Origin of the sequence: Leptotrichia sp. oral taxon 218 (assembly GCF_018128225.1) — a bacterium.
In the GTDB taxonomy this organism is placed as follows: domain Bacteria; phylum Fusobacteriota; class Fusobacteriia; order Fusobacteriales; family Leptotrichiaceae; genus Leptotrichia.
In genome coordinates this window covers 1,279,789-1,300,974 of the sequence record NZ_CP072377.1, presented here as the reverse complement: position 1 = coordinate 1,300,974, position 21,186 = coordinate 1,279,789, and the positions used below count along the sequence as shown (strand labels likewise).

Here is a 21,186-nt window from a genome sequence, read left to right as displayed (position 1 = left end):
TTTTTGAATGCCTAAATTTTCTAAAAAAATTTTTATGAAAAAAATGAAATTAGTGATAAAAAATAGTTGAAATAATGAAAAAAATGCTGTATTATAAGAGTAGAAAGATTTTTATAAAAGTGTTATATTCTTAGTAAAAATCTGATGTTAAAGCATTAATTTAGAATGAAAAGAGGTAAGAATGAAAAAAACATTTTTGAGATTGATATTTCTTGTTGTAATTGTAATTGCTGGAGTTATATCTTGCGATTTTTTGGCAAATAAAACATTGAAAGTTCCAGATTCTATGATTACGAAGGAATTGAATAAAAAATTTCCGATTGAAAAGAATTTTTTGCTTGGAAAAGTTGGACTTAAAAGTCCTGAGATAAGTTTTAAGGAAGATAGACTTTATTTTTCGGCTGATTACGATGTTTCACTTTTAGCAGGAAAGGCGAAAGGTTCAATTTTTTTGGACAGTCAAGTGAAATTTGATCCAAAAACAAATAAATTGTATTTAGTGGATTTAGACATTTCTAAAATTACTGATGAAAAAGGTAATAAAGTGGATGACTCAGTTGTGGCGCAATCAATAAAAGCGCTTGTTTCAAATTATTTAGAAACTAACGAAGTTTATACTTTTGACAATGATAAAAAAGTGAAAGTGAAAAATATGTATATAAAAGATGGAAAATTGTTTGTACAAACTTAAAAAAATTAATTTGGAAGTTTTTTATAATCAAAAAAAGTATGAAGAGAAATCTTTGTACTTTTTTTCAAAAAATGTGAAAAAATAAAAAAAATAAGGTATAATTATAGTGAAAAATAGTTAAAATTTTTTATAATATATGTATAAGTCTAATATGAAATAAAATTAAAAAGAATATTAAAAAAAAGATTGCTTTATAAAAAAAATTAAGTTATAATTTCAAAGAATTAAAATTTTATTATTTTTATAATTTTTTTTATATATTGAGAAATTTTTGAAAGGGGTGATGTGAATGGAGAAAAAAAATTTATATAAGTTATGTATTAAAAATATATTGAATTTAAATAAAAAAATTTTAGAAAGGTTTAAAGCAAAAGACAGAATTATCGGGACAAAAATATTGTAAAAAAGTAAAAAAAAATAATTTAAAGAAAGAAAGATAGGAAATAAAAATGGAATTTAGACTTATGACATATAATATTTTTGGAGCAAGATTGACTGATGGACGAGAACTTGCGAAAAGTATAAAAAAATATAAACCTGATTTTATCGGACTTCAGGAAGTTGACAGAAATACGAAAAGAAGTAAATTTCGAGATGTAATTCAGGAAATGGCACAGGAATTGGGGTATAATTATTATTATTTTCAAAAGGCAATGGATTTTGATAATGGAGAATATGGAATTGCGTTTATTTCAAAATATGATGTAAAATTTATATATATTCACGAATTGCCAGGAAATAGCAAGGAAAAAAGACAAGTTTTGGCAGCTAAATTGAACCTAGGAAGATTTAATAAAAAAATTTTGGTTGTGAATACTCATTTAGACAATAAAATGGACAATAAGCACGAAGAATTGAACAATTTATTTTCTGTGATTAATAAATTTAGAGGAGATTTGAAGTTTCTGTGTGGAGATTTTAATCTTTTGCCGACGACAGAACACTATGAAAAAATTAGAGAAACTTGGAATGACAGTTACTTTGAAGGAAAAGATTTACACGGAAACAAAAATGAAGCGAAAAGAGACTTGGAAACGGCGAGAATTGATTATATAATGGTTCAGAAAGATGCTAGTTACAAGGTAAAAGAAAGTTTTTATATCAATGATAATTCTCGAGATTGGACAAAATTATCAGATCACTTGCCTTATATGGCAGTTTTCGAACTAAAGTAAAAAATTTAAAAATATATTTAAAAATTTTTAAAATTTTCTATTGACTTATTGTACTTTTGGGGGTAAAATAATAATGACATAGATGAGAGGGAGTGATTTTATGAAAATCATTATTAGCGGAAAACAACTTAAAGTTACAGATGCAATCAGAAAATATGCGGAAGAAAAAATAAACAAAATTTCTAAATATTCGGACGCTATAACAGAAGTCGATGTTGTTCTGGCTGTGGAAGATACAAAATCTGAAGGACCAGTTCACAAAGCTGATGGTTTAGTTTTTGCAAGTGGAACAAAAATAAAAATCGAAGCTGAAAACAAAGATTTATATGCAGCAATTGATGAGTTATCTGATAGATTGGAAAGACAAGTTAGAAAATACAAAGAAAAACAAAAAGATTACAATAAAAAAGGAACTCGTTAATTTAAATAAAGTTTTAAAATTTTGAAATAAAAAAGTTTATATATAAAAAAGACTGTTTCTTTTTAGAGACAGTCTTTTTTTATTTTAGTAAAAAATAATAATTAATCCAAATTTTTTACTGCTAAATCAAATTGTTCTTTTGTAATGTTAAAAGAATTTAGTGCATTTAAAAGTTGTTTTGAATTATAATATCCTATTTTTAAATGATTTCCCAACTCTGTTCTTCGCTTTTTAGCATTTTCTCCAGAGCAAAGTTCATTTTCTAGTAAGTCTTGTATTGTAAATGTGTAACCGCTGTTTTTATTTTTAACAGTAACTAAATTTTGCAGTGCTTCTAAAATGGCTTTGTCATTTGCATTTTCCACACCAACATTTTTATTTTTAGTTGCATCTTTTCTCGAGATAAAAGCGTGTTTTATATTTGGAATATATTTTTTTAGCGTATCTCGAATTTTTTTTCCAGCATAATCTGGATCGGTAAATAAAATCAGTTCATTTTCTTTAGACAAATTTACAATTTTATTTATTGTTTTTTTTGAGAGAGCAGAAAATCCATTCAATGCTACAATATGAGCGTCAACAACTCTTTTTAGCGCCGTGATGTCATCTCTTCCTTCAACAATTATAATTTCTTTTATTTTGATCTTTTCCATTTTTTATTTTTCTTTCTCTATTTTCTCTATTTTTATTTATTTTTTTTTCTTTAATTCTTTTAGACTTTATATTTTATTTATTTTTTTTATTTAAACTTTAAAATTTAAATTATTTAAATTATTTAATATTATAATCTTTTAAAACAGTCAAAAGCAAATCCCAAGTTTTTCCAACTGAACTTATTTCCATTCTTTCTTCAGGCGTGTGAGCACCATAAATATTTGGTCCAATGGAAGTGATGTCAACATCCATATTTGCGTCAAAAACTCCACATTCAAGACCTGCGTGAATTGCTTTTATTTCAGGTTCAGATTTATTAATTTTTTTAAATGAATTTACCATAAGTTCTCGTATTTTTGAGTCTTTTCTGTATTCCCAAGATGGGTATGGAGCGCTGACTTTCATTTTTACATCGTATTTTTTACAAAGTTCTTCAATTTCTTTAATTAAATTTTCAAGAGAATGATTTACAGAACTTCTTGGCAATGAATGAATTTTTATTTTTAATTCATTGTCAAAATCTTGAGATTTTACAACTCCTAAATTAATTGATGTTTCTACAAGATCTTCGATGTCTTTGCTCATTGAAATTACGCCATTTGGAAATTCATGTAAAAATGAAAGAACTCTGTTTGTGTCAGCAGTTGATATTTTTTTTAAATTTTTGACATTGTCTATTTTTTTAATTTCTAAAACTGGATTTTTATCAATTACGCCAAAATCAGCTAAAATATTTTTAAAAGCTAAATTCGCCAATTCTTCAAGTCTGTGTCCTGGTTCGTCCAATTTTACAGAAATAAGAGAAATTGCTTCACGGGGAATTGCGTTAGTTTTGTCGCCACCGTCAAAATCTATTAATTCCATAAAATATCTTTTATTCAAATGGTAAAGCACTTCATTTAGTATTTTATTAGAATTTCCAAGTCCTAAATGAATTTCAGCGCCAGAATGTCCTCCGTTTAGACCTTTTACTTCGATTGAGAAAATAGTGTCATCACTTTCACAGTCCTTCTTTTGAATATCTAATTCATTTTCAATTCTAGCTCCACCTGCGCTGCTCACATATACTTGACCATATTCTTCGGTGTCAAGGTTAATCAAAGTTTTTCCAGAAAAAAGACTGAAATCCAAATTGTTCACCCCTGACATTCCTTCTTCTTCGTCGGTTGTCAAAATGATTTCAAGCGCTGGATGAGATATTTTGTCACTATCCAAAATTGCAAGAGCCATTGCAACAGCAATTCCGTTGTCAGCCCCTAATGTAGTTCCATTTGCTGTTAAAAATCCATCTTTTACAACAAGTTCAATCCCACAATTTTCAAAGTCAAAGTTGGTATTTTTATTTTTTTCCCAGACCATGTCCATATGTCCTTGTAAAATTAGGGGAGAAAAGTTTTCATAGCCTTTTGTGGCTGCTTTTTTTATTAAAACATTTAGTGCTTTATCTTGTACAACTTCAAGATTTCTCTCTTTTGCAAAATTTACAAGATAATCGCTAATTTTTTTTTCTTTTTTTGAACCTCTCGGTATTTTTGAAATTTCACTAAAATAGTGAAAAACTTTTTGTGGATATAAATTTTCTAATTCCATTTTAAATCCCTACCTTTTTAACTTTATTATAAAATATTTTCCAAAAGCTCTTCTAATTCGCTCATTTCTTTTTGAGTCAAATCGTAGCCACTTTTAAGTTTTTCCAAAAGTTTATTGTCAGAGCCAACTGAACTTTTTTCCAAAATTTTTATGATTAATCTTTTATAAAATTCCAATAATTTTCTCCTCACAATTTTTTTTTATTTTATTTTTATAATTGTATGGCAGTTTCAAGCGCAACTTCAATCATTTCGTTAAAAGTAGTCTGTCTTTCTTCGGCACTTGTAACTTCGTGAGTTATAAACGAATCACTTATTGTAAGCAAAGTTAATGCATTTGCTCCCAATTTAGCCGCAGTTGTATAAAGCTGAGCTGTTTCCATTTCTACACATAAAACTCCAAATTTTGCCCATTTTTTCCAAGCATTTGGGTCATCTCCGTAAAAAGTGTCACTTGTAAATACATTTCCAGCTTTTACATTAAGCCCTTTTTGTTTAGCGATTTCGTGTGCTTTAAAAAGCATTTCGGCGTTTGCAGTCGGTGCATAATCTGCTCCGTTAAATCTAAGTTTGTTAATAGCTGAATCAGTTGAAGCTGACATGGCAAGTACAACATCTCTTATTTTTACATTTTCCTGATAAGAACCAGCAGTTCCAATTCTAATCAAATTTTTTACTCCAAATTCTGCAATCAATTCATATGCATAAATTCCAATTGAAGGAACTCCCATTCCAGTCCCTTGAACAGATACTTTTTTTCCTTTATAAGTCCCTGTAAATCCCAACATTCCACGAACATTGTTATATTGAACGACATTCTCCAAAAAAGTTTCTGCAATATATTTTGCTCTAAGCGGATCTCCTGGTAATAGTATAGTTTCTGCAATATCTCCTTTGTTTGCTCCGATATGTGGTGTAGCCATTGTTTTTACCTCCTAAATTTTTTATTTTTTTATTTACTAAAACAGTATTTCTTTATATTTTACAATATTTAAATTTAAAAATCAAATTATTTAAATAAAATTTTTCTTTAAATTTTGGTTATGAAAAAATAAAAGAATTAAAAGAATATATTAAAATAAATAAATTAAAAAAATAAAAATATTTAGATTATCTAAAGTTTTTTTTTCTTGAAAAATAGTGAAATATCTGTTATACTTTTTATATAGAGGTTTTTTTACAAAAAGTGGATTTCATAACAATTTTTTGCCGAAAAAATTTTAAAAATTAATTTTAATTTGGAGGAAAAAATGAAAAATAATTTTTTTATTAATATGGCAACAATTAAGATAAATTTTATTATCAGACAAATTATTATATTGTCTACTTTGTTATGGAGAAAATATATACTAAAATCTGAGCATTTTTGTTTGCTTGGATTTTTTTTGTAAAAAAATTTTAAAAGTTGTTAATTTAAACAAAAACAAGTAAGGAGAGAAAAAAATGAATTACAGAATCTTTGTTGAAAAAAAAGAAGATTTTAGAGTGGAAGCACAAAATTTATTTAGTGATTTAAAAGAAAATATCGGACTGGATGGACTTTTGGATGTAAGAGTTTTAAACATTTATGATATTTTTAATTTAAGTGAAAATGATTTGCAAAAATTGGAAAAGACTGTATTTTCGGAAGTAAATGTTGATAATGTCTATAAATCATTGGAAGAGAGTCTGGACGCATACAAAAATAAAAATTCAAAAGAAGTGCATTTTTCTGTTGAGTTTTTACCAGGTCAATACGACCAAAGAGCGGATTCTGCAATTCAATGTATAAATTTATTAATTGACCAAGATAACAATATCAATGTAAAAAGTGGAAAATTAATAGTTTTGTACGGCGATATTTCTTCAGAAGAATTCAATGAAATTAAAAAATATTATATAAACGATGTAGAAGCAAGAGAGAAAAATCTGGATATTTTATCTGAAAATGTAGAAACTGCAAATAAAGATAAAGTCATTGTTTATGATGGATTTACTCAAAAAACCGAAGAAGAAATTATTAAAATGAGAAATGATTTAGAATTAGCAATGACTGCAAAAGACTTGCTATTCATTCAGGAATATTTTAAAAATGAAGAAAAAAGAGATCCTACAGAAACTGAAATAAGAGTGCTTGACACTTACTGGTCTGATCACTGTAGACATACTACTTTTGAAACAATTATTGATGATATAAAAGTTGAGAATGAAGTTTATAGAGATTTATTTAATAAAGCAATAAATGAATATGTTGAAAGTAGAAAATATGTTTATGAAGAAAGAGAAGCCAAAAGACCAATGACTTTAATGGATTTGGCAACTGTTTTTGGAAAAGAACAAAGAAAAAATGGATCGCTTCCAGATTTAGAAGTTTCTGATGAAATTAATGCTTGTTCGATTTACATTGATGTTCCTGTGGAAAGAATAAATGAAGATGGGAAAGCAGAAATAACTGAAGAAAAATGGATTTTACAATTTAAAAATGAAACACATAATCACCCTACAGAAATTGAACCATTTGGAGGAGCTGCAACTTGTATAGGTGGAGCAATTAGAGATCCATTATCAGGAAGAACTTTTATTTATCAAGCAGTTAGAATAAGTGGAGCTGGAGATCCAACTGAAAGAATTGAAGACACGATAAAAGGTAAATTACCTCAAAAAGTTATTACAAAAACTGCTGCACATGGATTTTCATCTTATGGAAACCAAATTGGACTTGCGACAACTCATGTAAATGAAATTTATGATGAAGGTTATAAAGCGAAAAGAATGGAATTAGGACTTGTTGTAGGAGCTGCACCAGCTGAAAATATTATTCGTGAAAAACCTGAAGCGGGAGATATCGTAGTACTTTTAGGTGGAAGAACAGGAAGAGACGGAATTGGTGGAGCTACTGGTTCATCTAAAGAACATACTACAGAATCATCAGAAAAATCAAGTGCTGAAGTTCAAAAAGGGAATGCAGTTACTGAAAGAAAAATCCAAAGATTATTTAGAAATAAAAATGTTACGACATTGATTAAAAAATGTAATGATTTTGGTGCCGGAGGAGTTTCAGTTGCGATAGGAGAACTTGCTGACGGATTGGTAATTGACTTGAATGAAATTAGAGTTAAATATATTGGACTTACTGGAACTGAATTGGCGATTTCTGAATCACAAGAAAGAATGGCAGTTGTAATTAGAAAAGAAGATTTAGATAAATTTGTTGAATATGCGACTGAAGAAAACTTAGAGGCTTACAAAGTTGCTGAAATTAATGATTCTAACAGATTGGTTATGACTTACAATGGAGAAACAATTGTTGATATTTCGAGAGATTTTTTGAATACAAACGGAGCGTCTTCAAATATTAATATTGAAATTGAAAATTCTAATAAATTGGTGTTGGATAGAGAAATTGCTGGAAATACATTTAAAGAAAAATTTATTAATAACTTGAAAGACTTGAATGTAACTTCTCAAAGAGGATTGGTTGAAACTTTTGATTCGACAATTGGAGCAAGTACAGTATTAATGCCGTTTGGTGGTAAATATCAATTAACACCAGCTGAAGTTTCTGTACAAAAAGTGTCAGTGATAAATGCTGAAACAGATGTTGCGTCAATGGTTGGATATGGATACAATCCTTACATTGCAAAACAAATTCCATTCCACGGAGGAGCTTATGCGGTAATTGAATCTTTGGCTAAAGTTGTAGCAGCTGGAGGAAATTACAAAAATGTAAGATTTACATTCCAAGAATATTTTGAAAGATTAGGAAATGATGCTAAAAAATGGGGAAGACCATTATCAGCATTATTGGGAGCATTACATATTCAAAAAGAATTTGGATTGCCTTCAATTGGTGGAAAAGATTCGATGAGTGGAACATTTAATGATATTTCAGTTCCGCCAACATTAGTTTCGTTTGCTGTAAGTGTTGTAAATGCTGAAGATGTTGTTTCGAGTGAATTTAAAAAAGCGGGAGATAATATTTACTTGATTACGACTAAATTAGATGAAAATGACTTGCCAGACTTGAAAGAATTGAAAGAAAACTTTGATTTCATCGAAAAAAATATTAAAGATAAGAAGATTGTTGCGTCAGTAGCTGTTAAAAACGGTGGAATTGCTGAAAGTATAGCAAAAATGACATTTGGTAATAAATTAGGTGTAAATGTAAACTTTGCTGAAAATGCGGAAAATGAATGGTTTAAAGTTAATTATGGAGCATTTATAATTGAAACTCCTGAAAAAATTGATTATAAAAATGCTACATTGTTAGGAAAAGTTACCGAAGAAGCAAAAATTGTTATAAATAATGATACAGTGATGGATTTAGATGAATTGATTGCTGAGTGGGAAAAACCGCTTGAAAAAGTGTTTCCAACTAAAAAAGAAGTGGCAGAAGAACATAGAATTGCACATTGTAAAGGTGTTGAATATGAGAAACTTGAAAAAATTGAGCATGAAAATATAATTAGCAATATTTCAAACGCTTATGCGAAACCAAGAGTATTTATTCCAGTATTCCCTGGAACAAACTCAGAATATGACTTGGAAAGAGCGTTTAATAGAGAAGGTGGACTTGCGAAAATAGGTGTATTTAATAACTTGTCACATAACAATATTTTAAGTTCAATTGATAATTTTGTTAAAGAAATTAATAATTCGCAAATATTGATGTTGCCTGGTGGATTTAGTGCGGGAGATGAACCAGATGGATCGGCTAAATTTATGGTTGCTGTATTGAAAAATAAAAAAGTTAAAGAAGCAGTGGAAAATCTATTGAAGAGAGATGGATTAATTTTAGGAATTTGTAATGGATTCCAAGCGTTGATTAAATCAGGATTGTTACCTTACGGAGAAATTCGGGAATTAAATGAAACTTCGCCAACATTGACATTTAATACAATTGACAAACATATGTCGAAAATTGTGCAAACAAAAATTATTACAAATAATTCACCTTGGTTAGCTAATATGAAAGAAGGAGATATTCATTCAGTAGCGATTTCTCACGGAGAAGGAAGAATTGTTATTACAGAAGAAGAATACAAAAAATTATTTAAAAATAATCAAATTGCAACTAAATATGTTGATTTGGATGGAAATTCGACAATGGATTCACAATTTAATCCAAATGGTTCGTATTATGCGATTGAAGGAATGTTGGCATATAATGGTAGAATCTTTGGTAAAATGGGACATTCTGAAAGAAAAGGTAAAAATGTTTATAAAAATATTTATGGAGATAAAGAACAAAATATCTTTAGAAATGGAATTAAATTCTTTAAATAAATAATAAATTTTTAACCGAGAGGAATTTTTATAAAATTATGAATAAAAAACGATTATTCTTAGTGATTATAACTTTTCTGTTTATTATAAGCTGTCAGTCAAATCAGGAAGATGGAATACCAATAGAGCAAATATTACATTTTCCAGAAAAAACTGAAAATAAGAAGATAAATTATTATGATAAAGAATACTCAAAGGAACTAGATATAAGAAATAAAAAAGGTGAGTATAGCCTGATTTTATCAGGTTATGCTTATTCACCAGATAAAGATGCATATTATAATGTTTACAGGTCAAGCTTCTTAGATAGAAATGGTAATTTTGTAAAAGGAACACCTAAGAATATTGAGGATTTTCTTGTATATGAAAAAGTAATGGATGTTGGATTAGGAAAGTTTTATAAAGAGATTGACAATCTTGAAAAAGTACAAAAAAAAGAGCCTAAATTAGCAGATCTCGATAAGTATGTACAGGATTGGATAAATATTCTACGAGAAGAGAGAGCAAAAATAAAAGAAATTAGAAGTTATTATGAAACTGGAGAATATAAAAAAGATGATTATTCAAAAGGCAAAATTTTAAATGATGAATATTTAAAAATTTTATATAAAAGAAAACAAATATTTAGAACACTTAATAAGAAAGTGAAACAAGAAGATTACGAGGAAGAAAAAACAATAATATCAAATTCCATATCTGATGATAATTTATACATGAATTTAAGAAAATTAAATCTATTAATGGGAATTTTTGATGACAGATTATATGACTGGAATGAGATTTCTATTGGAAAAAATGAAAAATTTAATGTTGATATAAAGAATCAGAAGAGATACAGGGCAGAATTAGAGTTAATTTTAATGGAAGTAGAAAAACAATTAAAAAAAACAAAAGAATTAACAACAGATTCTAAAATATATTCAATGTATTTAAAAAAAGATGTGTATATAAAAATACTTGAGCAAGGGGATAAGGGTGTGGAATTATCTAAAAAAATATTGGATAAAATAGATAATAAAAATTATGATAATTTGAATGCACTTGCAGTTGACAATGTTGTAAATACGCTTGAGATGTATATAAATATACGGCAAAATCTAATAGTAAAATAATAAACTTAGAAGGAGGAATTATAATGAAAGTAGCAATATTTTTTGGAAGTCAGTCAGATACTGACAAAATGAGAGGTGCAGCAAATTGTTTGAGAGAATTTGGGATTGAGTTTGAGGCTTATGTATTGTCGGCTCACAGAGTTCCTGAAAAATTGGAAGAAGTTTTGGCTGATGTTGAAAAAAGAGGTGCAGAAGTGATTATTGCTGGAGCTGGACTTGCGGCACATTTACCTGGAGTTATTGCTTCAAAAACAATACTGCCAGTAGTTGGAGTGCCTTTAAATGGTGCACTTGAAGGATTGGATGCACTTTATTCGATTGTTCAAATGCCAAAATCTATTCCAGTAGCAACTGTTGGAATTAATAACTCATACAATTCAGGAATGTTGGCAGTACAAATTCTTGCAATAAAATATCCTGAAATTAGAGAAAAATTGGTTACATTTAGAAAAGAAATGAAAGCTAAATTTATTGCTGATAATGAGAAAAAAGTTGAATTATAATTTGTAATAGACTTATTTGGAAGTTATATGCATTTATGAATAAAAAAATATTTGAAACAAGGGGTATTGACCCCTTGTGGAAATAAAAAAATTCAAGTTATTGAACAATATAATATTTATTTGATATGATTTAAAAATAAAAAATGGAGGAAATAAAAATGGAAAAAAGAGAACAAATTTATGAAGGAAAAGCAAAATCAATTTTTGCAACAGATAATGCGGATGAAATAATTATGTATTTTAAAGATGATGCGACTGCATTTAATGGAGTAAAAAAAGATCAATTGGAAGATAAAGGAATTTTGAATAATAAAATTTCTACATTACTTTATGGATATTTGATTAAACACGGTGTAAAAACTCACTGGATTAAAACTTTGAATGAAAGAGAACAACTTTGTAAAAAAGTGGAAATTGTTCCTTTGGAAGTAATTATTAGAAATAGAGCAACTGGAAGTTTTGTAAAAAGATATGCGGCTGAAGAAGGAAAAATCTTTAAAAGACCTACATTTGAATTGTCTTACAAAAATGATGATTTAGGAGATCCATTATTGAATGATGATCACGCTTTGGCATTAGAATTGGTTACTGAAGAAGAATTGGCTGAAATTAAAAAACAAACTTTCTTGATTAATGATTTGTTGTCTGCATTATTTGATAAAATGAACTTGATTTTAGTGGATTATAAAATTGAGTTTGGAAGAGATAAAGATGGAAATATTTTACTTGCAGATGAAATTAGTCCAGATTCAATGAGACTTTGGGATAAAGATACACTTAAAAAATTGGATAAAGATAGATTTAGACAAGATTTAGGAGACGTAATGGGTGCTTATCGTGAAGTTCTTCGTCGTATGGAAGAAGTTTTAAAATAAATTAAAAAAATAAATTTCTGAAATCATATATTAGCAAGGGGTCTTGACCCCTTGTCATTTAAATAAAATAAAAAATATTGATAAAGTATAAACTAAACTGTTTATAACAAAATGGAGGAAAACTACAAATGATTAAGAGCTTGAATGAAGAATGTGGAGTTTTTGGAGTTTTTGGACACCACGAAGCGGCAAGACTTACTTATTATGGATTGCATAGTTTGCAACATAGAGGACAAGAAGCGGCAGGAATTGTAGTAAGTGACGGTAAGCGTGTGAATGGTCATCGTGGGCCTGGACTTGTGTCGGAAGTATTTAACGATGATAGAATTTTTAACCGTTTGCAAGGAAATTGTGCTATTGGGCATGTTAGATATGCGACTTCTGGAAGTAGCAGCGGTCGTAATATTCAGCCATTTTTGTTCCAATTTTTTGACGGAAGTATCGCTTTGGCACACAACGGAAATTTGATTAATGCGAAAAAATTAAAAAGAGAATTGGAAAAACACGGTGCAATTTTTCATTCTACATCAGATACAGAAGTGTTGGTTCATTTGATTAGAAGAAGTAAAGAAAAAGATTTTTTGAGCCAATTGAAAGATGCGTTAAGACAAGTAAAAGGTGGATTTTCTTTCTTAGTTCAAACTCAGACAGAATTGTACGGTGCAGTTGACCCTTTTGAATTTCGTCCTTTAATTTTAGGAAAAACAAAAAATGGAGCGTATATTTTGGCGAGTGAAACTTGTGCGTTGGAAATTGTTGGAGCGGAATTTGTTAGAAATATTAGATCTGGAGAAGTTGTAATCATTGATAAAGATGGATACAGAATTGAAAAATATACTGACGATACTTCGACTGCGATTGCGGCGATGGAATATGTATATTTTGCAAGACCTGATTCGGATATTTCAGGAATAAATGTACATTCAGCTCGTAAAAGATGCGGAAGAAGATTGGCACAAGAAGCACCTGTTGAAAATGCAGATATTATAATTGGAGTTCCAAATTCGTCATTGTCAGCAGCAAGTGGTTATGCAGAAGAAAGCGGAAAACCTTATGAAATGGGATTAATCAAAAACCAATATGTAGCAAGAACATTTATTCAGCCAACTCAGGAACTTAGAGAACAAGGTGTTAGAATGAAACTTTCTGCTGTAAAAGGTGTTGTAAAAGATAAAGTTGTAGTTATGATTGATGATTCAATAGTTCGTGGAACTACTTCAAGCCGTATTGTTCAGTTATTGAAGGAAGCTGGAGCAAAAGAAGTTCATGTAAGAATTGCATCGCCAGAATTTAAGTTTCCTATTTTTTACGGAATTGATGTGTCAAATTCATCAGAATTGATTTCGGCAAATAAAACTGTTGAAGAAGTGAGAGACTACATTGGTGCAGATTCATTGGCTTTCTTGAGTATTGACGGATTAATTGATTCGATTGGACTTAATTTTGATGCGCCATATACAGGGCTTTGCATGGAATGTTTTAATGGAGATTATCCAGCTGGATTGGGAGATTACGAGGAAGAATTTTATGCTTCGTTGACACCAATTCAAAAGAGGCTTTGAAAGAATTGAAAAAATAAGGTGAAAAAATGTATATAGTAAGTTTAAATTATGTAAAAGCAGTAAGTGAAGTTGAAAAATATTTAGAAGAACATATAAAATTTTTGGAAAAATATTATGAAATGGGAAAATTTATTTGTTCAGGAAGAAAAAATCCTAGAACAGGTGGTGTAATTTTGCTAAATGCAGAAAATTTGGAAGAAGTTAAGAAAATAATTTCAGAAGATCCGTTTAATATAAATGGAATTGCGGAATATGAAATTACAGAATTTTTCCCTACAAAATATGCAGAAGATTTTGCAAACTTTGTAAAATAAAAAATAGAGATTTAATTTAAAACAGGAGGATAAAGAATGTCAATTTCTTATAAAGATTCAGGAGTAGATAAAGAAGAAGGATACAGAAGTGTTGCAAAAATAAAAGAAAGAGTAAAAGCGACTTACAACAAAAATGTTATGAACGAATTGGGAAGTTTTGGAGCTTTGTATAGATTGGGAGAATATAAAAAACCAATTTTAGTGTCTGGAACTGACGGAGTTGGGACAAAATTAAAAGTTGCATTTGAAACAAATAAATATGATACAGTTGGAATTGACTGTGTTGCGATGTGTGTAAATGATATTTTGTGTCACGGAGCACAACCATTATTTTTCTTAGATTACCTAGCTTGTGGAAAATTGGACTCAAATGTTTCTTCTGAAATAATTAAAGGTGTTGTAGAAGGTTGTCTTCAAGGAGATTCAGCTTTAGTAGGTGGAGAAACTGCTGAAATGCCAGGATTTTATGCAGACGGAGAATATGACATTGCAGGATTTGCAGTTGGTGTAGTTGAAGAAGAAAAAATGGTCAATGGAAGCAAAGTTCAAGAAGGAGATGTAATTGTTGCAATTCCTTCAAGTGGAGCTCACAGTAACGGATTCTCATTGTTAAGAAAATTATTCACTGATTTTAGCGAAGAATTCAATGGAAAAACAATTGGAGAACATTTATTGACACCAACAAAAATTTATGTAAAACCAATTCAAAAAGTTATGGAAAAAGTACAAGTGAACGGAATGGCTCACATAACTGGTGGAGGACTTATCGAAAATGTTCCAAGAACTATACCAGACGGACTTTGTGCAAACATCGAAAAAGCGAAAGTAAAAGTTCATCCGTTGTTTAAACACGAAACATTCTCAAGAGTTCCAGAAGAAGAAATGTGGGGAACATTCAACATGGGAGTTGGATTTGTTGTTATCGTAAATAAAAATGATGCTCAAACAGTTATTGATATTTTAGCTGAAAATGGAGAAGAAGCCTATGAATTAGGAACTATTGTTAAAGGTGACGAAAAAATTAATTTGTATTAAAAATAAAGATGATAAAAATAAATTTAAAGAGAGTGAAAAAATGTCTAATAAAAATAAAAAAAGAATAGCAGTTTTAGTTTCTGGCGGAGGGTCGAACTTACAGTCAATTATTGACAACATTGAGCAAGGGAACTTAAATTGTGAAATTTCTTATGTAATTGCAGATAGAAAGTGTCATGGATTGGAAAGAGCAGAAAAACATGGCATAAAAAATATTTTGCTTGACAGAAAAGTATTAAAAGAAAAATTGTCTGATGAAATTAGCAATGTTCTTGAAAATGATGACGAAAAAACAGATTATATAGTATTAGCAGGATATTTGTCGATTTTATCACCAGAATTTATAAAAAAATGGTCAAGAAAAATTATAAATATTCATCCGTCATTGCTTCCAAAATTTGGTGGAAAGGGAATGTATGGAATGAATGTTCACAGAGCAGTTATCGAAGCAAAAGAAACTGAAAGTGGATGTACAATTCATTTTGTTGACACAGGAGTTGACACAGGAGAAATTATTTTGCAGATAAAGGTGCCTGTACTTACTGATGACACGCCGGAAGTTTTGCAGAAGAGAGTACTTGAGAAGGAACATGTTTTACTGATTGAAGGGATTAAGAAGTTGCTTGAAAAGTAGTAATTTTGTAAAAGAAATGTTAGAAGTAGTGATTGATTTTTCTATGTTTATTTTATAAAAAAGAAGGATGTGTACTTTAAAATAGAAAATTTAAGAAAGGAAATTTTAAAATGAAAAAAAGAGCATTAATAAGCGTTTTTGATAAGACGGGAATTTTAGAATTTGCACAGTTTTTAGATAAAAAAGGTGTGGAAATTATTTCGACAGGAGGGACTTACAGATATTTGAAGGAAAATGGTCTTTCTGTAATTGATGTTTCAGAAGTTACTAATTTTAAAGAAATGCTGGATGGGAGAGTAAAAACTTTGCATCCAAATATTCATGGTGGAATTTTGGCGATTAGAGATAATAAAGAACACATGGATACGATTGCAAAAGAAGGAATTGAAACAATTGATTATGTTGTTGTTAATCTTTATCCGTTCTTTAGAGAAGTTCAAACTGACAAAACTTTTGATGAAAAAATTGAATTTATCGATATAGGTGGACCTACAATGCTTCGTTCAGCTGCAAAATCATTTAAAGATGTAACAGTTATTTGCGAAACTGAAGACTATTCAGTAGTTATGGAAGAAATGGAAAAAGATGGACAAGTTTCTTATGAAACTAAAAAAAGATTGGCTGGAAAAGTATTTAACTTGACATCAGCTTATGATGCGGCAATTTCTGCGTTCTTGTTAGAAGAAGATTATCCTAAATATTTGAATGTTTCTTATGAGAAAAAATTTGACTTGAGATACGGGGAAAATCCTCATCAATCTTCAGCTTATTATGTTTCAACTACTGAAAATGGAAGCATGAAAGATATTAAGCAATTGAATGGAAAAGAATTGTCATTTAACAATATTAGAGATATGGATATTGCTTGGAAAGTGGTTGGAGAATTTGATGGTCCAGCAGCTTGTGCAATAAAACACTCAACTCCTTGTGGTGTGGCTGTTGCAGATGATATTTTCACAGCGTACAAAAAAGCTCACGATTGTGACCCAGTATCGATTTTTGGTGGAATTGTGGCACTTAACAGAGAAGTTAATAAAGAAACTGCCGAAGAATTGAAAAAAATCTTCTTGGAAATTGTAATTGCACCTTCATTTACAGATGAAGCGTTGGAAATCTTGAAAACTAAGAAAAACTTGAGAGTTATCGAATGTAAAACTCCAAAACCTCAAGATAAATTCGATTATGTAAAAGTTGATGGTGGAATTTTGGTTCAAGGAACAAATAATAAAATGATTGATGAAATGAATGTTGTTACTGAAAAACAACCTACTGAAAAAGAAAAAGCTGATATGGAATTAGGAATGAAAGTTGTAAAATATGTAAAATCAAATGCGATTGTAGTCGTTAAAGATGGAATGGCAATTGGTGTAGGAACTGGTCAAACTAACAGAATTTGGTCAACAGAACATGCATTGCAACATGCTCAAGAAAAAGTTGGAAAAGACTTGACAGGAGCAGTATTAGCATCAGATGCTTTCTTCCCATTCAGAGATTGCGTAGATACAGCTGCAAAAACAGGAATTAAAGCGATTGTACAACCAGGAGGATCAATTAGAGATAAAGAATCAATTGAGGCTTGTAATGAACACGGAATAACAATGGTATTTACTGGAATTAGACATTTTAAACATTAATTTTTTAGCAGGAAAGGTTATATTAGTTTTCCTGCGTGTTTTAATGTATTTTTTTATATTTGAAAAATTTAAAATAAAATTTAAATATTAATAAATATTTGTATAAACAAATTTTGTGTGTGAAAAAATTTGGGAGAAAAAAATGGAATTAAAAGTGTTGGAATGGACATTTTTTAGAGAGAGCAAAATTTCGAAAGATATAGAAAATATTTTGGTAGATGGCGAAAATGCTATGGTTGCGTATAAGACAATACGGGATTTAGCAATATTTACGAATAAAAGATTGATTGTAAAAGATAAGCAAGGAATAACAGGACTAAAATCTGAAATTTTTTCATTGCCATATAAGTCGATAATTATGTGGTCAATTGAGAATGCTGGGAAAATTGTAGATTTTAATTCTGAAGTTGTGCTTTGGACAAGAATTGGAAAATTTAAAATAAAACTTGGAGTGGATATAGATGTGAAAAAAATAGATTATTTACTTGCAAGTTATATTTTGTAAAAAAAATTTCTTAAAATTTATAAATTTATTAAAAAATTTAAAATATAAATATAAAAAAGTAAATATGAAAAAATAAAAAAAGTTTAGGAGGCTTTAATGAAAGTACTGATTGTAGGAGCAGGTGGAAGAGAACACGCAATTGCTTGGAAAATTTCACAAAATGAAAAAGTTGAAAAAATATTTATTGCACCTGGAAATGCGGGAGCGGAGTTATTGGAAAAAGCTGAAAATGTGAATTTGTCAAACAATATTGAAGAGTATGTAAAATTTGCAAAAAATAATAAAATTGATTTAACATTTGTTGGAAGCGAAGAATTATTGGTAGCTGGTATTGTCGATGAATTTAGAAAAAATGGATTAAAAATATTTGGTCCTGACAAAAAAGCAGCAATTCTTGAAGGAAGTAAAGCATTTTCAAAAGATTTTATGAAAAAATATGGGATAAAAACTGCTGTTTATGAAATTTTTGATAATGCTGAAAAAGCAAAAGAATTTTTGAATAATTGGAGCTATTTTCCAGTAGTTGTAAAAGCAAGTGGACTTGCAGCTGGAAAAGGTGTTATTATCGCTCAAAGTCATGATGAAGCGATTAAAGCTGTTGAAGATATAATGGTTGACGAAAAATTTGGAAGTGCGGGAAATCAAGTTGTAATTGAAGAATTTTTGGACGGAGTGGAAGCGTCAATTTTATCATTTACAGATAGCAAAGTTATCGTGCCACTTTTGTCGGCGAAAGACCACAAAAAAATCGGAGAAAATGAAACTGGATTAAATACAGGTGGAATGGGAGTTATAAGTCCAAATCCGTATGTTACAGATGAAGTTTTTGAAAGTTTTAAAAATGATATTATGAATCCGACTTTAAAAGGTATTCAAGCGGAAGGAATGGATTTTGAAGGAGTAATTTTCTTTGGACTTATGATTACGAAAAAAGGTGTTTATTTGCTGGAATACAACATGAGATTAGGAGATCCTGAAACTCAAGCAGTTTTACCACTTTTGGAAAACGATTTGTTGGAATTGGTAGAATATTCATTTGACAAAAAATTATCGGAATTAAAAGTTTCTTGGAAACCACTTCATTCTTGTTGTGTCGTAGGAGCGGCAAAAGGTTATCCTGAAAGTTATAAAAAAGGCGATGTGATAACTGGAATTGAAAATGCTTCAGATGATGAATTGGTATTTATCGCAGGAGCAAAATTTGAAGACGGGAAGTTCAAAACTAATGGTGGAAGAGTCTTAAATGCAGTTGCATTTGGAAAAACATTGGATGAAGCAAGAAAAAATGCTTATAAATTATTGTCAAAAATTAATTTTGATGGAATGTATTTTAGAAAAGATATTGGAAATATAAAATAAAAGTAAGGTAGAAATTATATACTCCAAAAAAGTAGTTAAAGATTTTAGTCAATAACTACTTTTTATGTTATTTGCTTAAATACTTCTCAAACATCCGAGTTGCAGGAGTTAATACTATTTTTATATCTTTTAATTCTAAACTTTTAGAAAATATTTCAAATTCTACTGTTCCTATTTCTTTTCCTATTTTTTTAAAGTTCGTTTCTTCTGGATTGATTTTTTTATCTGTTGGCATTATAAAAGCATTCTCTTTTATTTTTAAATTATTTCTTTTAATCAAATCTCTATACGCAAGTTCATATAAATATTGTTTAGAAATATCCTCTACTCCAGGATAATTTTTTAATAACTTTTCAGTCAAAATAATATTATAATATTTTGCATCATAAATAGAAATACTTCTATCTTCTTTATCGTATACAATTAAATCTGGAATTAAAGTCTTAGCAGACCGATGCTCTTTAGAATTAGAAACTTTCCATTTAAGTTTAGGAATTACTTCTTTCAAAGTTATGTTTTCAGTATTATCTATTATATCTAATCCTAAATCCTCCAGTTTTTTATCCAGAGAATTTCCCAGAACAATAGCACATACCTTTTCCCACACTAAATTGAAACTGGTTGTTCCGATAAACTTTATTTCTTCATCTTCGTTTGAATTTTCAGTTTCTAAAAAATAATTCTTCATCATATTTAACTGTTTCTGCTTTTTATCGATAAACTGTATGCTCATTTCTTGATTTAATCTTGTCATGATGTACTCTTTATCTCCAAAATAATCAATTTCATCATCTGAAATATTTATAGGTTCATAATCAAGTATATCAAATATTTCCTCAATTTTATTATAGCTTTCTGTAATTATACAACGATGTAGTCTTCTAAAAAAATCTTCTTCATTTGTCTCTTTGTTTACAGAAAAAAAATCTAAATAGAAAGGAACATCGTTTATAAAATAAGCATCTTTTTCATTTATAGTTTTATCCCAGAGAATTTCTCTTTCCCCATTTTCTTCTATTATTGTTTTTTCACTACTGTAAAGTCCATTCACATGATAATCATCGTATAAATCTATCGCTAGAGCTAACAAGTTATAATTTTTATTTTCTTCATTATTTGACAGAAATTGTTTTTGTTCCTTACTTTCATATTTTCTCATAACTTCGATCAATTGTTTTATTATCTTATTGTCTTTATCAAAATTTTCATCAAATTCAGTAATATATTTTGGATAAATAATTAAGCAGACATCTTTTACAGTAATTATACCAACAAATTTAAATTTGTAGTTATCTCCCTCAAATTCCTTATTTAATTGTTCAAAAGATTCTCCGTTATTTAATTCTTCTAATTCTGCATTAGATAAATTTTTAGATATTTTTCTAACAATATTCTTATACGCTAATGTCTTTAAAATTTCTCTTGTTTTATCTTCGGGTAAATCAAATATAGATTGTAATTCAGAGATATTATATAACTTTAATTCTTGTAACTTATTTACTTTCATTTAATCTACCTCTATTCATCATTAGAATCAGTATTTTCAGTTATTTCATTTTCTTGATTTTGATTTTCAACCTTGTTTGTTTGCTCTATAATTTCATTTGCTTTTTCTTTTGGAATCTTAGATAATTCAATTTCATCCTTAAATATTTTTTCACAATTTTTATCAAAAGCATCACATAATTTAGAATAAGTTTCCCAAATTCCATCTTTAAAAATTTTTCTTCTGTGTTGTTTTCCTGCATCTTCATAAAGATACATTAAAACTTTATTTTTTATGGCATTTTTTATTTTATTAGGATCTTCACTTTCTAATATTGATTTTGAAATAAAATATGGTCCTAATAATTTATCT

The 21,186-nt window shown here is 28.9% G+C and carries 20 protein-coding genes; 14 read left to right on the top strand and 6 right to left on the bottom strand.

The features are described 5' to 3' along the window. Nucleotides 1-181: 181 nt before the first annotated feature. The 3 genes from J5A73_RS06010 (at nt 182) to hpf (ending at nt 2,287) form a co-directional block, all read left to right on the top strand. Complete coding sequence (locus J5A73_RS06010; RefSeq protein ID WP_211613938.1) at nt 182-691, top strand: DUF1439 domain-containing protein; 510 nt, start codon at nt 182-184, stop codon at nt 689-691. Nucleotides 692-1,155: 464 nt separating this feature from the next. After that, entirely contained in the window at nt 1,156-1,866 is a 711-nt protein-coding gene (locus tag J5A73_RS06005) for an endonuclease/exonuclease/phosphatase family protein (RefSeq protein WP_249069164.1), read from the top strand. 100 nt (nt 1,867-1,966) lie between these two features. After that, entirely contained in the window at nt 1,967-2,287 is a 321-nt protein-coding gene (gene hpf / locus J5A73_RS06000) for a ribosome hibernation-promoting factor, HPF/YfiA family (RefSeq protein WP_211613927.1), read from the top strand. Between the two features lie 101 nt (nt 2,288-2,388). On the opposite strand, the gene rnmV is transcribed toward hpf, so the two are convergent. The 4 genes from rnmV to deoD form a co-directional block, all read right to left on the bottom strand. After that, nucleotides 2,389-2,940 carry a ribonuclease M5 gene (gene rnmV / locus J5A73_RS05995; protein WP_249069163.1) on the bottom strand — a complete coding sequence of 184 codons (552 nt, stop codon included), beginning with the start codon at nt 2,938-2,940 and terminating at the stop codon, nt 2,389-2,391. 118 nt (nt 2,941-3,058) lie between these two features. Next, nucleotides 3,059-4,531: an aminoacyl-histidine dipeptidase gene (locus J5A73_RS05990; protein ID WP_211613925.1), complete on the bottom strand. Its 1,473-nt coding sequence runs from the start codon at nt 4,529-4,531 to the stop codon at nt 3,059-3,061. Nucleotides 4,532-4,557: 26 nt separating this feature from the next. Then, the gene (locus J5A73_RS05985; protein ID WP_211613923.1) at nt 4,558-4,707 is read right to left on the bottom strand and encodes a hypothetical protein; all 150 of its coding nucleotides are present in this window, start codon (nt 4,705-4,707) and stop codon (nt 4,558-4,560) included. A 35-nt stretch (nt 4,708-4,742) separates the two neighbouring features. After that, nucleotides 4,743-5,453: a purine-nucleoside phosphorylase gene (gene deoD / locus J5A73_RS05980; RefSeq protein ID WP_211613921.1), complete on the bottom strand. Its 711-nt coding sequence runs from the start codon at nt 5,451-5,453 to the stop codon at nt 4,743-4,745. Between the two features lie 520 nt (nt 5,454-5,973). Between deoD and J5A73_RS05975 the strand changes: the two genes are divergently transcribed. The 11 genes from J5A73_RS05975 (at nt 5,974) to purD (ending at nt 19,328) form a co-directional block, all read left to right on the top strand. Then, nucleotides 5,974-9,795 (top strand): phosphoribosylformylglycinamidine synthase, encoded by a 3,822-nt coding sequence (locus J5A73_RS05975; RefSeq protein WP_211613919.1) that lies wholly within the window; start codon nt 5,974-5,976, stop codon nt 9,793-9,795. A 38-nt stretch (nt 9,796-9,833) separates the two neighbouring features. Next, nucleotides 9,834-10,907, top strand: coding sequence for a DUF3829 domain-containing protein (locus tag J5A73_RS05970; RefSeq protein WP_211613917.1), 1,074 nt, complete (start codon nt 9,834-9,836; stop codon nt 10,905-10,907). Between the two features lie 23 nt (nt 10,908-10,930). After that, a complete protein-coding gene (purE, locus tag J5A73_RS05965) occupies nt 10,931-11,410 on the top strand; it encodes a 5-(carboxyamino)imidazole ribonucleotide mutase (RefSeq protein ID WP_147003913.1) in 480 nt (159 codons plus the stop codon). A 158-nt stretch (nt 11,411-11,568) separates the two neighbouring features. Continuing rightward, a complete protein-coding gene (purC, locus tag J5A73_RS05960) occupies nt 11,569-12,285 on the top strand; it encodes a phosphoribosylaminoimidazolesuccinocarboxamide synthase (protein ID WP_178937971.1) in 717 nt (238 codons plus the stop codon). A gap of 128 nt (nt 12,286-12,413) precedes the next feature. Further along, complete coding sequence (gene purF, locus J5A73_RS05955) at nt 12,414-13,847, top strand: amidophosphoribosyltransferase (RefSeq protein ID WP_249069162.1); 1,434 nt, start codon at nt 12,414-12,416, stop codon at nt 13,845-13,847. 26 nt (nt 13,848-13,873) lie between these two features. Then, nucleotides 13,874-14,161: a YciI family protein gene (locus tag J5A73_RS05950; RefSeq protein ID WP_147003907.1), complete on the top strand. Its 288-nt coding sequence runs from the start codon at nt 13,874-13,876 to the stop codon at nt 14,159-14,161. Nucleotides 14,162-14,197: 36 nt separating this feature from the next. Next, complete coding sequence (gene purM / locus J5A73_RS05945) at nt 14,198-15,196, top strand: phosphoribosylformylglycinamidine cyclo-ligase (protein ID WP_211613915.1); 999 nt, start codon at nt 14,198-14,200, stop codon at nt 15,194-15,196. A gap of 40 nt (nt 15,197-15,236) precedes the next feature. After that, nucleotides 15,237-15,830: a phosphoribosylglycinamide formyltransferase gene (purN, locus tag J5A73_RS05940; RefSeq protein ID WP_211617341.1), complete on the top strand. Its 594-nt coding sequence runs from the start codon at nt 15,237-15,239 to the stop codon at nt 15,828-15,830. 110 nt (nt 15,831-15,940) lie between these two features. Continuing rightward, on the top strand, nt 15,941-17,464 hold the full coding sequence (gene purH / locus J5A73_RS05935; protein ID WP_211613913.1) for a bifunctional phosphoribosylaminoimidazolecarboxamide formyltransferase/IMP cyclohydrolase: 1,524 nt from the start codon (nt 15,941-15,943) through the stop codon (nt 17,462-17,464). A gap of 142 nt (nt 17,465-17,606) precedes the next feature. Beyond that, nucleotides 17,607-17,969, top strand: coding sequence for a PH domain-containing protein (locus J5A73_RS05930; protein ID WP_211613911.1), 363 nt, complete (start codon nt 17,607-17,609; stop codon nt 17,967-17,969). 96 nt (nt 17,970-18,065) lie between these two features. After that, nucleotides 18,066-19,328, top strand: a complete 1,263-nt coding sequence (gene purD, locus J5A73_RS05925; RefSeq protein WP_211613909.1) for a phosphoribosylamine--glycine ligase — start codon at nt 18,066-18,068, stop codon at nt 19,326-19,328. 67 nt (nt 19,329-19,395) lie between these two features. Here the strand turns inward: purD and J5A73_RS05920 are convergent, their stop codons facing one another. Both J5A73_RS05920 and J5A73_RS05915 read right to left on the bottom strand, forming a co-directional pair. Next, nucleotides 19,396-20,835, bottom strand: coding sequence for an LlaJI family restriction endonuclease (locus tag J5A73_RS05920; RefSeq protein ID WP_211613907.1), 1,440 nt, complete (start codon nt 20,833-20,835; stop codon nt 19,396-19,398). An 11-nt stretch (nt 20,836-20,846) separates the two neighbouring features. Further along, entirely contained in the window at nt 20,847-21,092 is a 246-nt protein-coding gene (locus J5A73_RS05915) for a hypothetical protein (RefSeq protein ID WP_211613905.1), read from the bottom strand. Nucleotides 21,093-21,186 lie beyond the last annotated feature (94 nt).

What these genes read in the sequence shown, in the direction of transcription:
- J5A73_RS06010 (WP_211613938.1), top strand. Translation starts at nt 182, where the DNA reads ATGAAAAAAACATTTTTGAGATTGATATTTCTTGTTGTAATTGTAATT.
- J5A73_RS06005 (WP_249069164.1), top strand. Translation starts at nt 1,156, where the DNA reads ATGACATATAATATTTTTGGAGCAAGATTGACTGATGGACGAGAACTT.
- hpf (WP_211613927.1), top strand. Translation starts at nt 1,967, where the DNA reads ATGAAAATCATTATTAGCGGAAAACAACTTAAAGTTACAGATGCAATC.
- rnmV (WP_249069163.1), bottom strand. Translation starts at nt 2,940, where the DNA reads ATGGAAAAGATCAAAATAAAAGAAATTATAATTGTTGAAGGAAGAGAT.
- J5A73_RS05990 (WP_211613925.1), bottom strand. Translation starts at nt 4,531, where the DNA reads ATGGAATTAGAAAATTTATATCCACAAAAAGTTTTTCACTATTTTAGT.
- deoD (WP_211613921.1), bottom strand. Translation starts at nt 5,453, where the DNA reads ATGGCTACACCACATATCGGAGCAAACAAAGGAGATATTGCAGAAACT.
- J5A73_RS05975 (WP_211613919.1), top strand. Translation starts at nt 5,974, where the DNA reads ATGAATTACAGAATCTTTGTTGAAAAAAAAGAAGATTTTAGAGTGGAA.
- J5A73_RS05970 (WP_211613917.1), top strand. Translation starts at nt 9,834, where the DNA reads ATGAATAAAAAACGATTATTCTTAGTGATTATAACTTTTCTGTTTATT.
- purE (WP_147003913.1), top strand. Translation starts at nt 10,931, where the DNA reads ATGAAAGTAGCAATATTTTTTGGAAGTCAGTCAGATACTGACAAAATG.
- purC (WP_178937971.1), top strand. Translation starts at nt 11,569, where the DNA reads ATGGAAAAAAGAGAACAAATTTATGAAGGAAAAGCAAAATCAATTTTT.
- purF (WP_249069162.1), top strand. Translation starts at nt 12,414, where the DNA reads ATGATTAAGAGCTTGAATGAAGAATGTGGAGTTTTTGGAGTTTTTGGA.
- J5A73_RS05950 (WP_147003907.1), top strand. Translation starts at nt 13,874, where the DNA reads ATGTATATAGTAAGTTTAAATTATGTAAAAGCAGTAAGTGAAGTTGAA.
- purM (WP_211613915.1), top strand. Translation starts at nt 14,198, where the DNA reads ATGTCAATTTCTTATAAAGATTCAGGAGTAGATAAAGAAGAAGGATAC.
- purN (WP_211617341.1), top strand. Translation starts at nt 15,237, where the DNA reads ATGTCTAATAAAAATAAAAAAAGAATAGCAGTTTTAGTTTCTGGCGGA.
- purH (WP_211613913.1), top strand. Translation starts at nt 15,941, where the DNA reads ATGAAAAAAAGAGCATTAATAAGCGTTTTTGATAAGACGGGAATTTTA.
- J5A73_RS05930 (WP_211613911.1), top strand. Translation starts at nt 17,607, where the DNA reads ATGGAATTAAAAGTGTTGGAATGGACATTTTTTAGAGAGAGCAAAATT.
- purD (WP_211613909.1), top strand. Translation starts at nt 18,066, where the DNA reads ATGAAAGTACTGATTGTAGGAGCAGGTGGAAGAGAACACGCAATTGCT.
- J5A73_RS05920 (WP_211613907.1), bottom strand. Translation starts at nt 20,835, where the DNA reads ATGAAAGTAAATAAGTTACAAGAATTAAAGTTATATAATATCTCTGAA.
- J5A73_RS05915 (WP_211613905.1), bottom strand. Translation starts at nt 21,092, where the DNA reads ATGTATCTTTATGAAGATGCAGGAAAACAACACAGAAGAAAAATTTTT.